15 protein-coding genes are annotated in these 17,394 nt (G+C 70.1%); 6 read left to right on the forward strand and 9 right to left on the reverse strand.

Annotated elements, in window-relative coordinates:
* The first annotated feature begins 40 nt into the window (after window positions 1-40).
* Genes BN948_RS21420 through BN948_RS27105 form a run of 4 tightly spaced genes read left to right on the forward strand, consistent with a single transcriptional unit; the run spans window position 41 to window position 7,689 of the window.
* Window positions 41-1,960 carry a glycosyltransferase gene (locus BN948_RS21420; protein ID WP_009515767.1) on the forward strand — a complete coding sequence of 640 codons (1,920 nt, stop codon included), beginning with the start codon at window positions 41-43 and terminating at the stop codon, window positions 1,958-1,960.
* Between the two features lie 10 nt (window positions 1,961-1,970).
* A complete protein-coding gene (locus tag BN948_RS21425) occupies window positions 1,971-6,842 on the forward strand; it encodes a glycosyltransferase (RefSeq protein ID WP_081922016.1) in 4,872 nt (1,623 codons plus the stop codon).
* Window positions 6,839-7,375: a hypothetical protein gene (locus BN948_RS27100; RefSeq protein WP_009520066.1), complete on the forward strand. Its 537-nt coding sequence runs from the start codon at window positions 6,839-6,841 to the stop codon at window positions 7,373-7,375. The genes BN948_RS21425 and BN948_RS27100 overlap by 4 nt, the downstream gene beginning before the upstream one ends.
* On the forward strand, window positions 7,297-7,689 hold the full coding sequence (locus BN948_RS27105) for a hypothetical protein (protein ID WP_202901785.1): 393 nt from the start codon (window positions 7,297-7,299) through the stop codon (window positions 7,687-7,689). Before BN948_RS27100 ends, BN948_RS27105 begins: the two co-directional genes overlap by 79 nt.
* On the opposite strand, the gene BN948_RS21435 is transcribed toward BN948_RS27105, so the two are convergent.
* On the reverse strand, window positions 7,637-8,611 hold the full coding sequence (locus BN948_RS21435; RefSeq protein WP_009520068.1) for a class I SAM-dependent methyltransferase: 975 nt from the start codon (window positions 8,609-8,611) through the stop codon (window positions 7,637-7,639). The two genes, BN948_RS27105 and BN948_RS21435, sit on opposite strands and share 53 nt — an antisense overlap.
* Before the next feature lie 95 nt (window positions 8,612-8,706).
* Here BN948_RS21435 and BN948_RS21440 point away from each other — a divergent pair, with 95 nt between their 5' ends.
* A complete protein-coding gene (locus tag BN948_RS21440; protein WP_009520069.1) occupies window positions 8,707-9,531 on the forward strand; it encodes a class I SAM-dependent methyltransferase in 825 nt (274 codons plus the stop codon).
* Window positions 9,532-9,546: 15 nt separating this feature from the next.
* Here the strand turns inward: BN948_RS21440 and BN948_RS21445 are convergent, their stop codons facing one another.
* The 8 genes from BN948_RS21445 to BN948_RS21480 all read right to left on the reverse strand — a co-directional run bounded on the left by BN948_RS21445 (window position 9,547) and on the right by BN948_RS21480 (window position 16,057).
* A complete protein-coding gene (locus BN948_RS21445; RefSeq protein ID WP_009520070.1) occupies window positions 9,547-10,233 on the reverse strand; it encodes a methyltransferase domain-containing protein in 687 nt (228 codons plus the stop codon).
* A 46-nt stretch (window positions 10,234-10,279) separates the two neighbouring features.
* Entirely contained in the window at window positions 10,280-11,248 is a 969-nt protein-coding gene (locus BN948_RS21450) for a Gfo/Idh/MocA family oxidoreductase (RefSeq protein ID WP_009520072.1), read from the reverse strand.
* A 122-nt stretch (window positions 11,249-11,370) separates the two neighbouring features.
* A complete protein-coding gene (locus BN948_RS21455) occupies window positions 11,371-12,225 on the reverse strand; it encodes a class III extradiol dioxygenase subunit beta (protein ID WP_009520073.1) in 855 nt (284 codons plus the stop codon).
* A gap of 1 nt (window position 12,226) precedes the next feature.
* A complete protein-coding gene (ligA, locus tag BN948_RS21460) occupies window positions 12,227-12,670 on the reverse strand; it encodes a protocatechuate 4,5-dioxygenase subunit alpha (RefSeq protein ID WP_009520074.1) in 444 nt (147 codons plus the stop codon).
* 1 nt (window position 12,671) lies between these two features.
* Entirely contained in the window at window positions 12,672-13,604 is a 933-nt protein-coding gene (locus BN948_RS21465) for an amidohydrolase family protein (protein ID WP_009520075.1), read from the reverse strand.
* 8 nt (window positions 13,605-13,612) lie between these two features.
* The gene (gene ligK, locus BN948_RS21470; RefSeq protein WP_009520076.1) at window positions 13,613-14,296 is read right to left on the reverse strand and encodes a 4-carboxy-4-hydroxy-2-oxoadipate aldolase/oxaloacetate decarboxylase; all 684 of its coding nucleotides are present in this window, start codon (window positions 14,294-14,296) and stop codon (window positions 13,613-13,615) included.
* Between the two features lies 1 nt (window position 14,297).
* On the reverse strand, window positions 14,298-15,332 hold the full coding sequence (locus tag BN948_RS21475) for an amidohydrolase family protein (RefSeq protein WP_009520077.1): 1,035 nt from the start codon (window positions 15,330-15,332) through the stop codon (window positions 14,298-14,300).
* Window positions 15,333-15,370: 38 nt separating this feature from the next.
* Window positions 15,371-16,057, reverse strand: coding sequence for a substrate-binding domain-containing protein (locus BN948_RS21480; RefSeq protein ID WP_009520078.1), 687 nt, complete (start codon window positions 16,055-16,057; stop codon window positions 15,371-15,373).
* A gap of 152 nt (window positions 16,058-16,209) precedes the next feature.
* Here BN948_RS21480 and BN948_RS21485 point away from each other — a divergent pair, with 152 nt between their 5' ends.
* Window positions 16,210-17,115, forward strand: a complete 906-nt coding sequence (locus BN948_RS21485) for a LysR substrate-binding domain-containing protein (protein ID WP_009520080.1) — start codon at window positions 16,210-16,212, stop codon at window positions 17,113-17,115.
* Window positions 17,116-17,394: the final 279 nt, after the last annotated feature.

A 17,394-nucleotide genomic window follows, 5' to 3' on the forward strand; every position in this document is an offset into this window, starting at 1 on the left:
CGCTCAGGCGCGATTTCTTTTTTCAGACTTCCCCCCGCCCATGCGCGTTCTGTTCGTTTCCAGCGACCCTCACCTGCCCCAGATCACCGGCGGGCTGCAGACCACCACCCACGACCTGTGCCTGGCCATCCGCGACATGGGCGCCGAGGCGGCCGTGCTGTGTGGCCAGGCGCTGGACCCCAAGGACGCGGGCGCGGGGAGCGCGACCACCAGCGACGAGCGCCTGGGCTACCTGGTGATGCGCTCGCCGCGGCCCGCGCAGGACCTGGCCATGGCCGCGGCCGCCTGGGCAGCCGACGCCATCGTGGTTCAAAGCGGCAGCGGCCTGGCGACCATGGTGCTCGCCAGCCTGGACACCGGCCGCGCCACCGCCCTCTACCTGCACAACGTCGAGATCAGCCAGCTCGGGGGCAACCTCGCCCCCGATCCCTCGTTCCTGTTCCTGGCCAACTCCAGCTTCACCGCGCAGCGCTGGCAGGCGCTCTACGGCATCCACTGCGAGGTGATTGCGCCCATCGTGCAGGGCCAGTCCTACCTGGCCGACAGCACCGGCGACAAGGTCCTGTTCGTCAACCCGCACCCCATGAAGGGCGTGGAGCGCCTGTTCGAGCTGGCCGCCGCTTGCCCCGAACTGCCCTTCCTGGTGATGGAGAGCTGGAACGTCGCCCCGCAGTGGCGCACGCACTGCCTGCAGCGCGCCAACCGGCTGGGCAACGTCGAATGGCGCAGCCCGAGCACCAACATGCGCAAGGTGTACGGGCAGTCGCGCGTGCTGCTCATGCCGTCGGTGTGGGAAGAGTCCTTCGGCCGCACGGTCGTGGAGGCCCAGCTCAACGGCCTGCCGGTGCTGGCCAGCCAGCGCGGCGCCCTGCCCGATCTGGTGGGCGCGGGCGGCGCCACGCTGTCGCCTGACGCGCCCCTCCACGAATGGGCGGCCGCGCTGCGCCGCCTGTACGACCCGCTCACCAGCGAGGCCGAGCGCCTGACGGCGCGCCGCCAGGGCGCCGCCCATGTGGCCGGCACGCAAGCCACGGTGGCCAAGCTGCTGGGGCTGCTGTCCGTGCACGTGGGTGCCACGCAAGACCGACGCGAGAGCGAGCAGCAGGCCGAAGAGGAACGCCGGGAGCGTATGCCCGCGCGCCGCGACCAGCAACCCGCTCCCTCCACCAGCGCCGCCGTCACTGCCACCGGCCTGCCCGGGCCCACCAGCGCACGCGAGATCGCGCCACGCCAGCCGCGCCTGGAGGACTGCACCTTCTACCACTGGTACACGCTGCCCGACGGCCGCGAGATGCCCGGCATCTACGACATGCGCGGCCAGGCCTCGAAGTACCTGGGCGACTTCGACTTCGACGGACGCACCGTGCTCGAGGTCGGCCCGGCCAGCGGCTTCCTGAGCCTGCACATGGAAGCCGCCGGCGCCGAGGTCACCTGCCTGGAGCCGCCCATGTCCCACCTCTGGGACATCGTGCCGTTCGACGGCTTCGACACCGCGGCCTGGCGCCGCCAGCACGTGCGCAACATCGAAGGCGTGCGCAACTCGTTCTGGTACGCCCACCACACCTTCGGCTCGCGCGTGCGCATGATCGAGGCCGACCCCTACGACCTGCCCGAGGACGTCGGCCCCTATGACGTCAGCGTGCTCGCGGCCGTGCTGCTGCACACGCGCCGCCCCTTCGACATGCTGCAAAGCGTGGCCGAGCGCACGCGCAAGACGGTGATCGTGACGGAGGTGCACGACCCCACCCTGGGCCACCTGCCCCTGCAGCAGTTGCGCCCGCGCAAGGGCGCGGAGGAACAGGTCGACACCTGGTGGACCTTCACCCCCCAGTACTTCGTCTCGGCGCTCGCCCTGCTGGGCTTCACCCAGGCCCAGGTCTCGTACCACCGCCTGAGCTACCCGTCGGAAAAGCGCGAGCTGCCGATGTTCACCGTGATCGGTGAACGGCCCGGTGCCTGATGGCTTGAGCATGGACGACACGGCCGGCGTGGGCGCCTCGCCCGACGCGTCACCCGACGCATCGCATGAGTTGCAGCTGGGCCAGCTGCTCCAGCAACACGGGCAGTTCGACGCGGCCCTGGCCCTGTATGACAGCGCCATCGCCGCCCTGCCCTTCCACGCCCCCGAACAGGCCGCGCTGCACCTGCTGCGTGCGCAATGCCTGCAGGCCCTGCACCAGGACCAACGCGCCGCCGACAGCCTGGCCGAGGGGCTGGAGCGCCACCCGAACGACCCGCGCCTGCTCGACGGCCTGATCGGCTGGGAGTGGCGCCAGGGCCGCCTGGCGCGCGCCATCGAACTCGCGCACCGGCAGGTGCTGGCCACGCCCGACCAGGTGCCCGCCTGGCACCTGCTGGGCGTGCTGCAGCAGCAGGCCGGTGACCTGCAGGGCGCCGACACCAGCTTCGCCGAAGTGCAGCACCGCGACCTGGGCTGCACCGACGCGCTGCTGCGGCGGGCGCAGATCCAGGCGCACTGGCAGCGCCCCATCGAGGCCGAGTGGTTGTTGATGCAGGTGCTCGCGCGCCAACCCGACTGGCCACCGGCCCTGGAGCTGATGGCGCGGGTGCAGCTGGACCTCGGCCGCGTCGAGTCGGCGCGGCGCCAGTTGCTGCAGCGCCTGCGCGCAGCCCCCGGGCACCTGGCCTGCTGGCTGATGCTTGCGCAGGTGCACGCGCGGCGTGATCGCCGCACGCTCTCGCGCCGGGCCCTGGCGCGGGCGCAAAAGATCGACCCCGACAACGTGGAGACCTGGCGCCTGCTCGGCTGGATCGCTCACGAACAGGGCGACCGGGACAGCGCCCAACACGCCGTGCGGCAACTGCTGCGGCACCTGCCCGAGGACACCGCCAGCCATGTGCAGGCGGCCTTCGTCTTCGCCGCCGCCAATGACCTGGCCAGTGCCGCGCGCCACGCCCAGGCCGCCGTGGCCGGCGACCCCGGCGACGCGTCGGCCTGGCGCGCGCTGGCGCAGGTGCGCTACCAGCAAGAGCGGCTGGAAGAAGCGCTGGCGGCCATCGAGGCCGCGCTGCAGCTGGCGCCCGGCCACGTCCACAGCCTGCGCCAGATGGGCTGGATCCTGATGGCCAGCCACCGCTTCGGCGCGGCCCGGCTGGCCTTTCTGCACGCCTGCGAACAGGCCCCCGGCGACACCGTGGCGCGGCGCGAACTGGCCGAGGCCTGCCTGCGCGGCGGCGCATTCGCCGACGGCCTGCAGGCCCGCCACGCGCTGGAGGCCCTGCAGCCCGGCGACGCCGGCGCGCGCCTGCTCGAAGCGCGCCTGCTCACCGAAGGCGCCTCGGGTGCGCCCGACGCGCAGGCGCGGGCCGTGACCCTGTGCCGCGAACTGATCAGCAACCACCAGCGCATTGGAGAGGCCGTGCCCGTGCTGGTGCGCCTGCTCGCACTGGGTGCGCCCGGCGCGCGCGAAGCGCTCTCGCTGCTGCCCCACCGCAGCGAATACCAGCACGCCCTGCGCCACGCACTCGGCCTGGGCATGGGCAGCCACGGGCACGACAGCCTGCTGCGCCTGGCCAGCGCCGCCGCGCGGGACTTCCCCGAGGACGACTGGCTGGCCACCGCCGGGATGTACCTGATGGCGCTGTCCGAACACAGCAGCGCCGAGGCCCTGGCCTTCACCGCGCGCGACTGGTACCGCGCGCTGCGGCTGCGCGCCGGTCAGCCCTCCCGACCCGGCCCCACGCTGCCTCGGCGCACCGGCGCGCGCGTGCGCATCGCCTACGTTGCCGGCCAGCCGCACGACCGGCTGCTGAGGCGCGTGCTGGCCAGCCACGACCCCTCGCGGGTGGAGGTATTCCTCTTCAGCGCCAGGCCCTTGTCGGGCCTGCCAGCCCACGTACACCAGGACACGCTGGACGCGGACACGCTGTGGCAGGCCTGCCGCGTGAACCGCATCGACGCGCTCATCGACGCGGGCGGCTTGCACCCCTTCGATGGCCAGTTCACCGTGCTGCAGGCCTTGGCCCGGCGGCTGGCGCCATTGCAGTTGGGCTGGCTGGGCTGCCTGGGCACAGCCGGCGGCCTGTTCGATGCCTTGCTTACCGATGCCGTGGCCGTGCCCACCGAACACGAGCACCACCACGCCGAGGCCCTTTGGCGCCTCGACGGCGGCCAATGGTGCTGGGACCCGCCCCCGCACGCGCCCGCGCTGCAGCCGCCGCCCGTGCTGCGGCTGCACAGCATCACCTTTGGCGTGCTGGCGCGTGGCCTGCGCCACAACCGCGCCAGCGTGCAGGCCTGGGCGCGCACCGTCGCGGCCACGCCCGGCTCGCGCATCCGCTTCCTCGGCCACACCGTCAGCGACTGGCCGCAGCGCGAATGGATCCTGTCGGTGATGGCCGAGCACGGCGTGCGCGACACCCGGGTGGACTTCGACCAGCCGCGTCCCTACGACGAGCTGCTGCTCTGGCTCCAGCGCATCGACGTGGTGCTCGACAGCTTCCCCGGCAACGGGGGCCTGAGCCTGCTCGACCCGCTGTGGATGGGCGTGCCCGTGGTCACGCAGAGCGGTGACTGGGCCGGCGCCCGCCAGGGCCACTCCATCCTGCAGGCCCTGGGCCTGCAGGCCTGGGTCAGCGACACCCCGCAAGGCTTCGTCGACACCGCCGTCGCGCTCGCGCGCGACACGGCGGCGCTTGCGCGGCACCGCGCCGGCCTGCGCCAGCGCCTGCTGGATTCACCGCTCACCGACGGGCGCCGGCTGGCCCACCAGATCGAGACCGCCTGCCTGAACGCGCTGGGGCACGTCAGCCCGGCGCCCGGCATCCCCGGGCACGGCCTGCTCGCCGAACTCGGCGCCGACCCCAAACAGGCGCAACGCGCCATGGCCCGCCGCGCGCTGCAGGCCTGGCTGAACAAACCCGCCGCGCGCATTCACTTGCCGGAGCCCGAACCCGGCACCGAGCCCGACCTCAGCGTGGTGCTGGTGCTGCACAACCAGGCCGGGCTCACGCACCGCGCGCTGCAGGCCCTGGCCGACCAGCGCGGCGTCGCCTTCGAAACCCTCATCGTCGACAACGGATCGAGCGATCAGACCGCCGACCTGCTCGCGCGCGTGCGCGGCGCGCGCACCCTCACCAATGCCCACAACGCCGGCTTCCTGCTCGCGGCCAACCAGGGCGCGGCGCTGGCGCGCGGGCGCCACCTGGTGTTCCTGAACAACGACGCGGTGGTGCAGCGCGGCGCCCTGGCGGCCGCCTGCCAGCGGCTCGACGCCGAGCCCGCCATCGGTGTGCTCGGCGGGCGCATCGTGCTCGGCGACGGCGGCCTGCAGGAGCTGGGCAACGCCATCTTCCGCGACGGCACCACGCTGGGCGTGGGCCGCGGCGAAGACCCGTTCGGCTCCGCCGCGCGGGCCAGCCGCCCCACCGACTACGTCTCCGGCGCCTTCCTCGCCGTGCGCGCCACGCTGTGGCGCCTGCTCGGCGGCTTCGACGAGCATTTCGCCCCGGCCTACTACGAAGACGCCGACCTGTGCCTGCGCGCCTGGCGCGCGGGCTTTCGCGTGGAGGCCGAACCCGAGGTGCTGGTGGAGCACCTGGAAAGCGGCAGCGCCACCGGCGACGAGGTGACCCAGCAGGTTCTGGCCAGCCGCGCGCGCTTCGTGGCGCGCCACGCCGACTGGCTGCGCACCCAGCCCCGTCACACCCCGCAGCCGCTGGACGGCGACCGCTGGCGCTCGCCCGCGGACAGCCCGCGCCTGCCTCGCGTGCTCATCATTGACGACGAGGCCCCGCTCATGGTCAAGGGCGCCGGCCTGCCGCGCGCGCGCCTCATGCTGCAGGCCCTGCGCGACTGGCCGGTGAGCCTCTACCCCCTGTGGCGGATCGAAGAAGACTGGCGCGAGCTGCGGGCCGCCCTCCCCCCCGGCGTGGAGTTCGTGCTGGGCCCGGACCAGGGCCTGGCCGGGCTGGAGCGTTTTCTGGAGCGGCGCCGCGGCGTGTACGACGTGCTGTTCGTCAGCCGACCGCCCAACCTGCGGGCGCTGCAACCCCTGCGCGCGCGGCGGCCGGATCTGTTTGCCGGCATGCGCCTGGTCTACGACGCCGAGGCCTTGTTCACGCTGCGGGAAGTGGCCAAGGCCGGCGTCATGCGCCGCCCCCTGGGCCGCGCGGCCGCGCAGGCGCGACTGGTGCAGGAGCTCGACCTGGCGCGCGGCGCGAGCGATGTGCTCGCGGTCTCCGAACGCGACGCCGCCCTCTTTCGGGCCGCCGGCCACCGCGTCACCTTGATCAGCCACGGCATCGCCGCACGCCGCAACGCCCCCGGGCCTGCGGGACGCAGCGGCCTGCTGTTCGTCGGCGTGCTGCACCCCGACACCCCCAACGAGGATGGGCTGGTCTGGTTCATCGAACAGGTGATGCCGCGCCTGCGCGCGCTGCTGCCGCAGCCGCCGGTGTTGTCGGTGGTGGGCATCAACCGCTCGAACCGGCTCACCGCGCTGGCCAGCGAGCAGGTGCGGCTGCTGGGGCCACGCGACGCGCTGGAGCCCCTGTACGACCAGGCGCGTGTCTTCGTGGCGCCCGCGCGCTACGCGGGCGGCGTGCCCGCGAAGGTGATCGAGGCCGCCGCACACGGCATCCCGGTGGTGGCCTCGGCCCTGCTGGTGCGCCAGCTCGGCTGGCGCGAGGGCATCGACATCCAGTCCGCGCGCGACGCGGACGCCTTTGCCCGCGGCATTGCCCGCTTGCTGCGAGACGACGGTCTGTGGTGGCGCCAGCAGCAGGCCGCCTGGCAGCAGTGCCTGCAACGCTACGAACCGGGCCGCTTCGGACAGACGCTGCGCCATGTGCTCGGTGCGCCGCCGCAGGAGCATTCATGAGCGCCGGCCCGCTGCACCCCCTGGAGGTGCTGTACCTGCGCCAGTGGCGCCGCCAGATGGCCGCCGGACAGCGCGAAGCGGCCAGGGACAGCCTGCTGGACGCGCTGGCGCAAGAGCCCAACCTGCCGCGCGTGCACGTGGCCCTGGCGCGCATGCGTTGGCCCGGGCCGGACTACCAGCAATGGCTCGCCTGGTTCCAGGCCCACCTGTCACCTCAGGTCTACCTCGAGATCGGCGTGGAATATGGCGACACCCTTCGGCTGGCCGGCCCCGGCACCCTGGCCATCGGTGTGGACCCCGCGCCCAAGGGCGACCCCGCGGCCCGCTGCTCAGGCCCGGTGCGCCTGTATGCCCAGACCAGCCAGGCCTTCTTCGCCGCGCCGCCGCCCGACAGTGGCCTGCCCGGGCGCGGCTTCGACCTCGCTTTATCGACGGCGACCACCGCTTCGAAGCCGTGCTGGACGACTTCATCGGCGCCGAAGCCCTGGCCGCACCGGGCGCCGTGCTGCTGCTGCACGACACCGTGCCACTGACGGCCGACACCGCCGGACGCGAGCACCGCACCGGCTTTCACACCGGCGACGCCTGGAAGATCGTGCCCTGCCTGCGCCTGCTGCGGCCCGACCTGCGCATCGTCACCCTGCCCGCCGCCCCCACCGGCCTGACCGTGGTGACCGGGCTCGACCCGTCATCGACGCGGCTGCGCGAGCGCCGCGCGGTCATTCACGCCGCCTACGCCACGCTGCCACCCGACGGTGTGGTGGCCGCGCCGCAGCACCCGCTGGCGCTGGGCCTCAACGAGCCGCAGTGGATGGCGCGCTGGCTGCGTCAGGCACGCGCGCAATGACGCAGGCGAAATCGTCGTCCAGCCGGCCACTGCGGTGGAGCTCGTCCTCGGCCGCCAGAAGGGCGTCGAGGTAAGGCCGCTCGGCCGGCTCCAGGTAGTGCTGCGCGATCTCGGCCAGCAACACCTGCAGGATGGACCCGCCATAGGGCCGCAGGCTCACCACCTCGAAGCGGCGGCCCAGCAGCGGCACGATCTCGGCCGAGCGCACCGCCTCGCTCGCGTCGCCGCTGATCATTTCCTCGATCGTCGGGCGGCGCTGCTGGGCCCGCAGGCGCCCATCGCGTGACAAACGCAGGCGCGGCGGCAGCATGTCCAGCAGTTCGTTGATCAGGCGCAGTTGCCCATCGGTCCACTGGAAGCGGGTGGGCCCCACGTACTCGTCCAGGAAGAACCATCCCCCCGGCTTGAGCAGCGTCGCCACACCGTCGTACAGGCTTTCCAGGGCTTCGCAATGGTGCACGCCCGACACGCCGAGCACCGCGTCGAAGCTGCCCGCCTCGAAACCTGGCTGGCCCAGCGGCAGCTGGTTCATGTCGGCCTGGCGGTACTCGATGGCCAGGCCCTCGGCTTCGGCCTGCGCGCGCGCGCCGGCCAGCGCCTGGGGCGACAGATCGACCGCGACCAGCGAGTCGACCAGGCCGCCGTGCCGCGCGATCGCGCGTTCCAGGTGGCCGTGCCCGCAGCCCAGCACCAGCACCCGCCCCAAGGGCAGCGGGTGGTGCTGCCCCACGTGCTGGAAGAACCACGCCCACGTGGTCAGCGCGGGATCACCCGTCACCCGCTCGGAGATGCGGCGCAACACCTCGGGCAGGTGCGTCCAGTGCAGGCCGGTGGCGGTCCACTGGTCCGGATTGCCCCACATCACGTCGAGCTGGGCGACGGCCTGGGGATCGAAGGTGTCGGTGGCAACAGCGTTTGACATCGAAGAGCGGCGGCGGGCCAGGGCGAAAGACACCGCATTGTGCTCAATAGAATCGGACGCACCCATTGCACCCGCATACAGACACCACGCACCCCATGTTTCCACCCGGCCACTTCCACTCGCCCATCCCCGACATGGACGAGGTGCGGCGCGACGACGCGCTGCTGTTCGGGCCGCCACCGGCCAGCATCCCGGGCATCGACATGCGCGAGAACGAGCAACTGGCCCTGTTGCAACAGTTCGCCAAACTCTACCCCGACATTCCCTTCGGCGACGAGCCACGGCCCGGCCTGCGCTACCACTACCTCAACCCGGCCTACAGCTTTTCCGACGCGATCATGCTGCACTGCATGCTGCGCACCCTGCGCCCGCGTCAGCTGGTGGAGGTCGGCTCGGGCTACTCGTCCTGCGTCACGCTCGACACCAACCAGTACTTCCTGGATCAGGGCCTGCGCACCACCTTCATCGACCCCAACCCGCACCTGGTGAACTCGCTGCTGCGCGCCGAGGACCTGGTCACCACGACCATCCTCCCCAACACCCTGCAATCGGTGGACATGGGGGTCTTCACGGCGCTGCGCGAAAACGACGTGCTGTTCATCGACTCCACGCACGTGAGCAAGATCGGCAGCGACGTCAACCGCCTGCTGTTCGAGATCTTCCCCGCGCTGGCGCCGGGCGTGGTGATCCACATCCACGACATCTTCTATCCCTTCGAGTACCCGAAGGAATGGGTGCACCAGGGCATCGCCTGGAACGAGGCCTACCTCATGCGGGCCTTCCTCCAGTACAACGACCGCTTCCAGGTGATGCTGATGAACACCTACCTGGCGCACTACCACCGCGAGTTCTTCGCCCAGCACATGCCCGACTGCCTGCGCAACACCGGCGGCAGCCTGTGGCTGCGCAAGGTCGGCTGAGCGGCCCGCCCGGCCTCAGCCCAGGCCGGGGTCCAGGCCTTTCGGGTGCCCGGTCAGGCGGCGCAGGCGCACGCCGTCCTCCGGATGATCCTGCGGGCACAGAATGTCCGGCTCGCCGTGGCGCCGGCCGTTCATGAAGCGCGCCACGCGGTCGATCATGCGCGCCGGGTGGCGCGCCACGCAGGCCTCGTCCTTCACGAACACGGCCACGAAATCGCTCCACACGTCCTGCTTCTGGTAGGCCGTGAACGATTCGAGCAAGGCCGGGCGAAAGCCTGAGCGCACACCCCAGCGCACCAGCGCCGCGCCCGCGTCGGGGTAGAAGCGCCAGCAGTCCACGGGGTAGCGGTGGAAGTCCCCGTTCGACGGCGCGTTCAAATAGAAGAGGCCCTGCGGCTTGAGCACGCGCAGGACCTCGTTGAAGCTGAGCCAGAACATCTCGACGTGCTCGAAGCACGAGCTGCTGACCACGGCGTCGATGCTCTGGTCGGCGAAGGGCAACTGGTAAGGGTCGTCGAGCACCACGTCCACGCCGCGCCCGGGCGCGAAGTCCACGCCGATGTAGCGGCAGCCGGAGGGCGCGCAATCCCGCAGGGAGCCATTCACGTCCTGGGCGCCGATGTCCAGCACGGTGAGCGCCTCGCCCGCGCCCAGGTAGGTGTCGAAGAACAGGCGGCCGTTGTCGTGCGCACTGGGATGCATGCGCGCATCCTAGCGGCTACCCGACGCCCGGCCGCCCCGCCCCGCGTCAGCCGGCGGCGTTGAGCTTCTGTTCCAGGTCGTGCAGCACCTGGTAGCAGGCGAACACGCGGCCCACGCTGGCGTTGGGCTCGCGGCCTTCGCGGATGGCGGCGAAGAACTCGCGGTCCTGCAGCTCGATGCCGTTCATGCTCACGTCGACCTTCGACACGTCGATCTTCTCTTCCTTGCCGTTGAACAGGTCGTCGTAGCGGGCGATGTAGGTCGCCGTGTCGCCGATGTAGCGGAAGAAGGTGCCCAGCGGGCCGTCGTTGTTGAACGAGAGCGAGAGCGTGCAGATGGCGCCGTTGGCGGCCTTGAGCTGGATGCTCATGTCCATGGCGATGCCCAGGGTCGGGTGGATCGGGCCCTGGATGGCATTGGCCTGCACGATGGGGCTGTTGGCCTGGTAGGCGAACAGGTCCACCGTGTGCGCGGCGTGGTGCCACAGCAGGTGGTCCGTCCAGCTGCGCGCCTGGCCCAGCGCGTTGGTGTTGGTGCGGCGGAAGAAATAGGTCTGCACATCCATCTGCTGGATGTTGAACTCACCGGCCTGGATCTTCTGGTGCACGAACTGGTGGCTGGGGTTGAAGCGGCGCGTGTGGCCGCACATGGCCACCAGGCCGGTCTGCTTCTGCAGGTCCACCACCGACTGCGCGCCCTTCAAGCTGTCGGCCAGCGGGATCTCCACCTGCACGTGCTTGCCCGCCTTCAGGCAGGCCACGCTCTGCTCGGCGTGCATCTGCGTGGGCGTGCACAGAATGACGGCGTCCAGTTCCTTGATGGCCAGGGACTCGTTGAGGTCGGTCGTGACGTGGCCGACGCCGTACTTGGCCGCCACTTCCTGCGTCTTGTCGAGCTCACGCCCGATCAGCGAGATGACCTCGACGCCGTCGATGTTCTTGATGCCGTCCAGGTGCTTGACGCCGAAGGCGCCGGCGCCGGCCAGCGCGACTTTGATGGTTTTCGTATTGCTCATTTCAGTTTTCTCCAACATTCCATGCACGAGAGGGTCTGGCCCAGTGGCACCGCGGAACCGGCTTTGCCGGGCCGCAGGTGCCGCCCCCCTTGAGGGGGTCGCGCGAAGCGCGGCGGGGGTGGTCAATGGTCTTCCAGGATGAGGTGCCCGACCGCGGTGTTGCTGGCGGGCACGTGGAAGAAGCGGTGCGCGACCTTGGGGCGCGGCCCGCCGGCGGCGTCGGCCATGGCGCCGCGCGCGATCAGCCACATCACGAGCTCGATGCCCTCGCTGCCGGCCTCGCGCACGTAGTCGATGTGGGGAATGGCCGCGGCGGCCTCGGGATCGGTCTCGAGCAGGTCGAGGAAGCGGTTGTCGAAGTCCTTGTTGATGAATCCGGCGCGCGGGCCCTGCAACTGGTGACTCATGCCGCCCGTGCCCCAGATGTGCACCTTGAGGTCTTCGTCGTAGCTTTCCACCGCCTTGCGGATGGCCTTGCCCAGGTTGTAGCAGCGCTGGCCGCTGGGCACGGGGTACTGCACCACGTTCACGGCGAAGGGAATCACCGGGACGGGCCAGGCCTCGGGTTGACCGCACATCAGCGACAGCGGCACCGTCAGCCCGTGGTCCACGTCCATCTTGTTGACGATGGTGAGGTCGAAGTCCTGCTGGATCACGCTCTGCGCGATGTGCGAGGCCAGTTCCGGGTGGCCCTTGACCACGGGCACCGGGCGCGGGCCCCAGCCCTCGTCGGCTGGCTGGAATTCGGCCGCGGTGCCGATGGCGAACGTGGGGATGAAGTCCAGGCTGAAGGCGGTGGCGTGGTCGTTGTAGACCAGGAACACCACGTCGGGCTTGTTGTCCTTCATCCACTGCTTGGAGAACTCGTAGCCCTTGAAGAGCGGCTGCCAGTAGGCCTCGCCGGTCTTGCCCAGGTCGAGCGCCGCGCCGATGGCGGGCACGTGCGAGGTGTAGACGGATGCGGTGATGCGGGCCATGTCAGTTCTTCCCTTGTTTGCCTTGCGAGCCTTGGGGTTGCCGGTGCGCTTGCGCGTCGCCGTCTTCGCCGATGCGGCGGTTGCCTTCGACCGAGCGGCCACCGCCCACCATCATGTTGCGGTACTCCTCCTCGGTCATGCCGGTCATGGAGCCCGCCATCTGCTGGAAGCTCTTGCCGTCGGTGGCGCCGATCTTGGCCAGGAAGTAGATGTTGCCGCCCAGGCGGATGCACCAGTTCAGGTCGCGCGCCAGCACGGCCTGCTTCTGCTCTTCCGTCATGGCCCACTCGTCGAGGTAGGCGCGCTCGTCCTTCTTGAAGCGCTCGCGGTTCTCGGCCTTCATCAGGCTCATGCAGAACTGGTTGAGCCAGTAGCCCTTGCGGCTCTGCTCGGCGTCGAAGATGGTCGTGCCGGGCACGTCCTTGTAGGGTTTGTCGAGAGCCATGTCAGACCTCCTCGGGCCAATACAGACGCATGGGGTTGTCGACCAGGAGCTTCTTCTGCAGTTCCGCGGTCGGCGCGATGTGGGGAATGAAATCGACCAGCAGGCCGTCGTCGGGCATGTGGTCCTTCAGGTTGGGGTGCGGCCAGTCGGTGCCCCAGAGCACGCGGTCGGGGAAGGTTTCCACGACCGTGCGCGCGAACGGCACCACGTCGCGGTACGCCGCCTGCTCGCCGTTCAGGGCCTTGGGGCCGGTCACGCTCAGGCGTTCGGGGCAGCTCACCTTGCTCCACACGTTCTCGTGCTCGCGCATGAACTTCAGGAAGAGCTGGAACTCGGGCCCGTCGATGGGCTTGCTCACGTCGGGCCGGCCCATGTGGTCCACCACCACCGTGGTGGGCAGCGCCGTGAAGAAGTCCCACAGCTCGGGCAGGTCCACCGCCTCGAAGTAGATGACCACGTGCCAGCCCAGGGCCTTGATGCGGCCGGCGATCTCCATCAGCTCGTCCTTGGGCGTGAAGTCCACCAGGCGCTTGACGAAGTTGAAGCGCACGCCACGCACGCCGCTGGCGTGCAGGTCCTGCAGCTCCTGGTCGGTGACGCTGCGCTTGACCGTGGCCACGCCACGCGCCTTGCCGCCGCTGCTGCGGCAGGCGTCGGCCATGGCGCGGTTGTCGGCGCCGTGGCAGGTGGCCTGCACGACCACGTTGCGCGAGAAGCCCAGGTGGTCGCGCAGGGCGAACAGCTGCTGCTTGCTGGCGTCGCAGGGCGTGTACTTGCGCTCGGGCGCGTAGGGAAATTCGGCGCCGGGGCCGAAGACGTGGCAGTGCGCGTCCACGCTGCCCGGGGGCAACTGGAAGCGCGGCTTGCTCGGGCCGTCGAACCAGTCGAGCCAGCCGGCGGTTTTGGTGAAGTCTCCTGAGGTGGGTTTGCTCATCGTGTGTCTCAGTCGATGTATTTCAGGCCAGCGGCGGCCAGCGGCTCGCGCATCTTGTACATGTCCAGGCCCAGCACGCCGCTGGCCAGCTTGGCGCGCTTCTCGCCTTCGAAGCTCTCGCGCTTGCGCGCGGCCTCCAGCGTCTCGGCGGCGCGCGCGGCGGGCACGCAGACCACGCCGTCGTCGTCGGCCACGATCACGTCGCCCGGCGTCACCAGCATGCCGGCGCAGACGATGGGGATGTTCACCGAGCCCAGCGTCGCCTTGATGGTGCCCTTGCTGCTGATGGCCTTGCTCCACACGGGAAAGTTCATCTCCTGCAGCGTCTTCACGTCGCGCACGCCGGCGTCGATGATGAGCGCGCGCGCACCACGCGCCTGGAAGCTGGTGGCCAGCAGGTCGCCGAAGTAGCCATCGGTGCACTCGGCCGTGACGGCCGCCACCACGATGTCGCCCGGCTGAATCTGCTCGGCCGCGACGTGCATCATCCAGTTGTCGCCCGGCTGCAGCAGCACGGTGACGGCGGTGCCGCTCACCTGCTGGCCCGCATAGATGGGGCGCATGTAGGGTTTGAGCAGGCCCACGCGGCCCATGGCCTCGTGCACCGTGGCCGAGCCCAGTGCGGCCAGGCCGTCGGCGGCCGCGCGGTCGGCGCGCTTGATGTTGCGGTAGACAACGCCCAGTTCGTACATGTCAGAGTCCTTTGGCTTTCAGACGCGCGTCGAGGCGCGGGAACACGCGGCGCACGTTGCCTTCGTAGATCTGGTGCTTGTCGTCCGCACTCAGGATCTTCGACGCCTCGATGTAGCGCTTGGTGTCGTCGTAGTAGTTGCCCGTGGTCGGGTCGATGCCGCGCACGGCGCCGATCATCTCCGACGCGAACAAAACGTTCTTGACCGGGATCACGGTGTTGAGCAGGTCGATGCCCGGCTGGTGGTACACGCAGGTGTCGAAGAACACGTTGTTCATCAGGTGCGTGTCCAGCAGGGGCTTCTTCATCTCCTGCGCCAGGCCGCGGAAACGGCCCCAGTGGTAGGGCACCGCGCCACCGCCGTGCGGGATCAGGAACTTCAGCGTGGGGAAGTCCTTGAACAGGTCGCCCTGGATGAGCTGCATGAAGGCCGTGGTGTCGGCGTTGAGGTAGTGCGCGCCCGTGGTGTGGAAGCAGGCATTGCAGCTCGTGCTCACGTGGATCATGGCCGGCAGGTCGTACTCGACCATCTTTTCGTAGATGGGGTACCAGTGCCTGTCGGTCAGCGGCGGGCTGGTCCAGTGGCCGCCCGACGGATCCGGGTTGAGGTTGATGCCCACCGCGCCGTATTCCTTGACGCACTTCTCCAGCTCGGGAATGCAGGTCGCCGGGTCCACGCCGGGGCTCTGCGGCAGCATGGCCACGGGCACGAAATGCTGCGGGAACAGCGTGGAGACGCGGTAGCAGAGCTCGTTGCAGATGGCGGCCCAGGTGCTGGAGACGTTGAAGTCACCGATATGGTGGGCCATGAAGCTGGCGCGCGGGCTGAACAGCGTGATGTCGCTGCCGCGCTCCTTCATCAGCTTGAGCTGGTTGGTCTCGATGGACTCGCGCAGCTCGTCGTCGCTGATCTTGAGGTCCGCCACTTTGGGCATGACCGACGGGTCCTTGATGCCCGCGATCTGGGCGTTGCGCCAGTTCTCCAGCGCCTTGGGTGCCGTGGTGTAGTGGCCATGGCAATCGATGATCAGGGACATGCGTTCTCCTCTCGGGTGTTCTGGGGGAAACAAAAGAATCAGGCGGGCGCCATGCCCTGGCGCTGCTTGGCCTCGGCGGCCTCGGGCGATGTCATGAAGGCCAGCAGGGCCCGCACCTCATCGGCGCGCGGCGCGTTCACGGGGATACCGGCGCTGAACAGCGTGACGATCTGGATGGGTTCGGGCAAACCGCCCACGACGGTGATGCCCTGGACGTGCAGCAGCTCGCTCAGTTGCTGGAAGCCCAGCGCCACTTCGCCCTTGGCCACCAGCGAGGCCACTGGCACGCCAGGCGGGGCCTGCACGGTCCTGGCGGCCATGGCCTCGGCGATGCCCCAGCGCTCGAAGAGCTTCTGCAGGGCCACGCCGCTGGGGCCGGTGGAGTAGCTGATCTTCTGCGCCGCGAGCACGGCCGCCTTCACCGAGTCCTCGCTCGACAGGTCGGGCAGCGGCGCGCCTTCGCGCACACAGGCGGCCACGCCGCTGCGCACCAGGTCCACGCGGCCCGGCTGCAAGTGGCCGGCGGCGATGAGCTTGTCGATCGCGTCGGAGGCCAGGATCACCACGTCGAAGGCCTCGCCGGCCGCCACGCGCCTGGCGGCGTCCACACCGCCCACCGATTCGATGGCCACGGCCTGGCCGCCGCGCGCGGCATACGCCTGGGTGAGTTCGGCCAGCACCTGGCGGGTGGCCATGGAGGAAATGCCGGTCAGGGGGGCGTTCATGGGCTGTCTCTTATGCGGCCTCCGGGGCCGTCTCTTATGGGAAGCAACCATTGTCGGCACCCCGACGCTGTACGAAAACCCACACAGCCGGCTAGCAGCTAGAACAAAATCACATACCTGCTACCCAACACCGCCCTGCCTTCCTGCCCAACATGGATCTCAAGCAACTCGAATACTTCGTGCGCGTGGCCGAGCTCGGCAGCTTCACGCGCGCCGCGATCGCGCTGGACATCGCCCAGCCCGCGCTGTCGCGCCAGGTGCGCCTGCTGGAGGTGGAGCTGCGCCAGAACCTGCTGGTGCGCAACGGCCGCGGCGCCACGCCCACCGAGGCGGGCAAGCTGCTGCTGGCGCACGGGCGCGGCATCTTGCACCAGGTGGAGCGCGCGCGGGAAGAACTGGGCCGCGTGCGCGGCGCGCTGGCCGGGCGCGTGGCCATTGGCCTGCCGCCCACGCTGGCCCGCACGCTGGCGGTGCCGCTCACGCGGGCCTTTCGCCAGCAGTTGCCCGAGGCCTCGCTGTCCATCAGTGAAGGCCTCTCGACCACCATGCAGGAATGGCTGCTCACGGGCCGACTCGACATCGCCGTGCTCTACAACGCCCAGCCCGTGCCGGAGCTGGAGATCCAGCCGCTGGCCGAGGAAGACCTGTGGCTGGTGCAGCCGCGCCCACCCGGCCTGCCGGAAGACCCGCCGCCCGCGCCCATCGAACTGCGCGAACTGGCGGATTTCCCGCTGATCATCCCCAGCCGGCCCAATGCCATCCGCATGCAGGTGGAGCAGGAACTGGCGGCCATCGGCCTGCGCCCGAAGGTGGCGCTGGAGATCGACGGTGTCTCGGCCATCCTGGACCTGGTGGCCGACGGCGCGGGCGCCGCCCTGCTCTCGCGCAACGCGGTGGCCAGCTCCATCCGGCCCTCCGCCTACCGGCTGCGCGCCGTCACACCGCCGCTGCGCACACGCCTGAGCCTGGCCACCAGCGCGCAACGGCCGACCACGCTCACACAGCAGTCGACGCTGGAACTGATCCGGCAGACGCTGGCGGCGACAGCGCCGCGTTAGCTTGCGAACCTGCAGCCGGGTGCGAACGGGCTCGGCACCAAGCTTCTGATGATTGCGTGAACGTGCGCTGCATCGGCCAGAACTACCGCCTTTGCGGCATTCGGGATTCCTGCTTGACCTGATGTGATCACGCGCGCCGTGCATGGGCACGGCGGCATTGATTGCATCAGGGAGGAAGAGGATGAAGCAGAAGCACCATCGCGTGGTGTTCAAGCCCGCGCGTGGCTTGCCACGCACCGTGCATTGGGCCGTGACCCTGGCCCTGAGCAGCCCGCTCAG

Origin of the sequence: Hydrogenophaga intermedia (assembly GCF_000723405.1) — a bacterium.
GTDB lineage: Bacteria > Pseudomonadota > Gammaproteobacteria > Burkholderiales > Burkholderiaceae_C > Hydrogenophaga > Hydrogenophaga intermedia.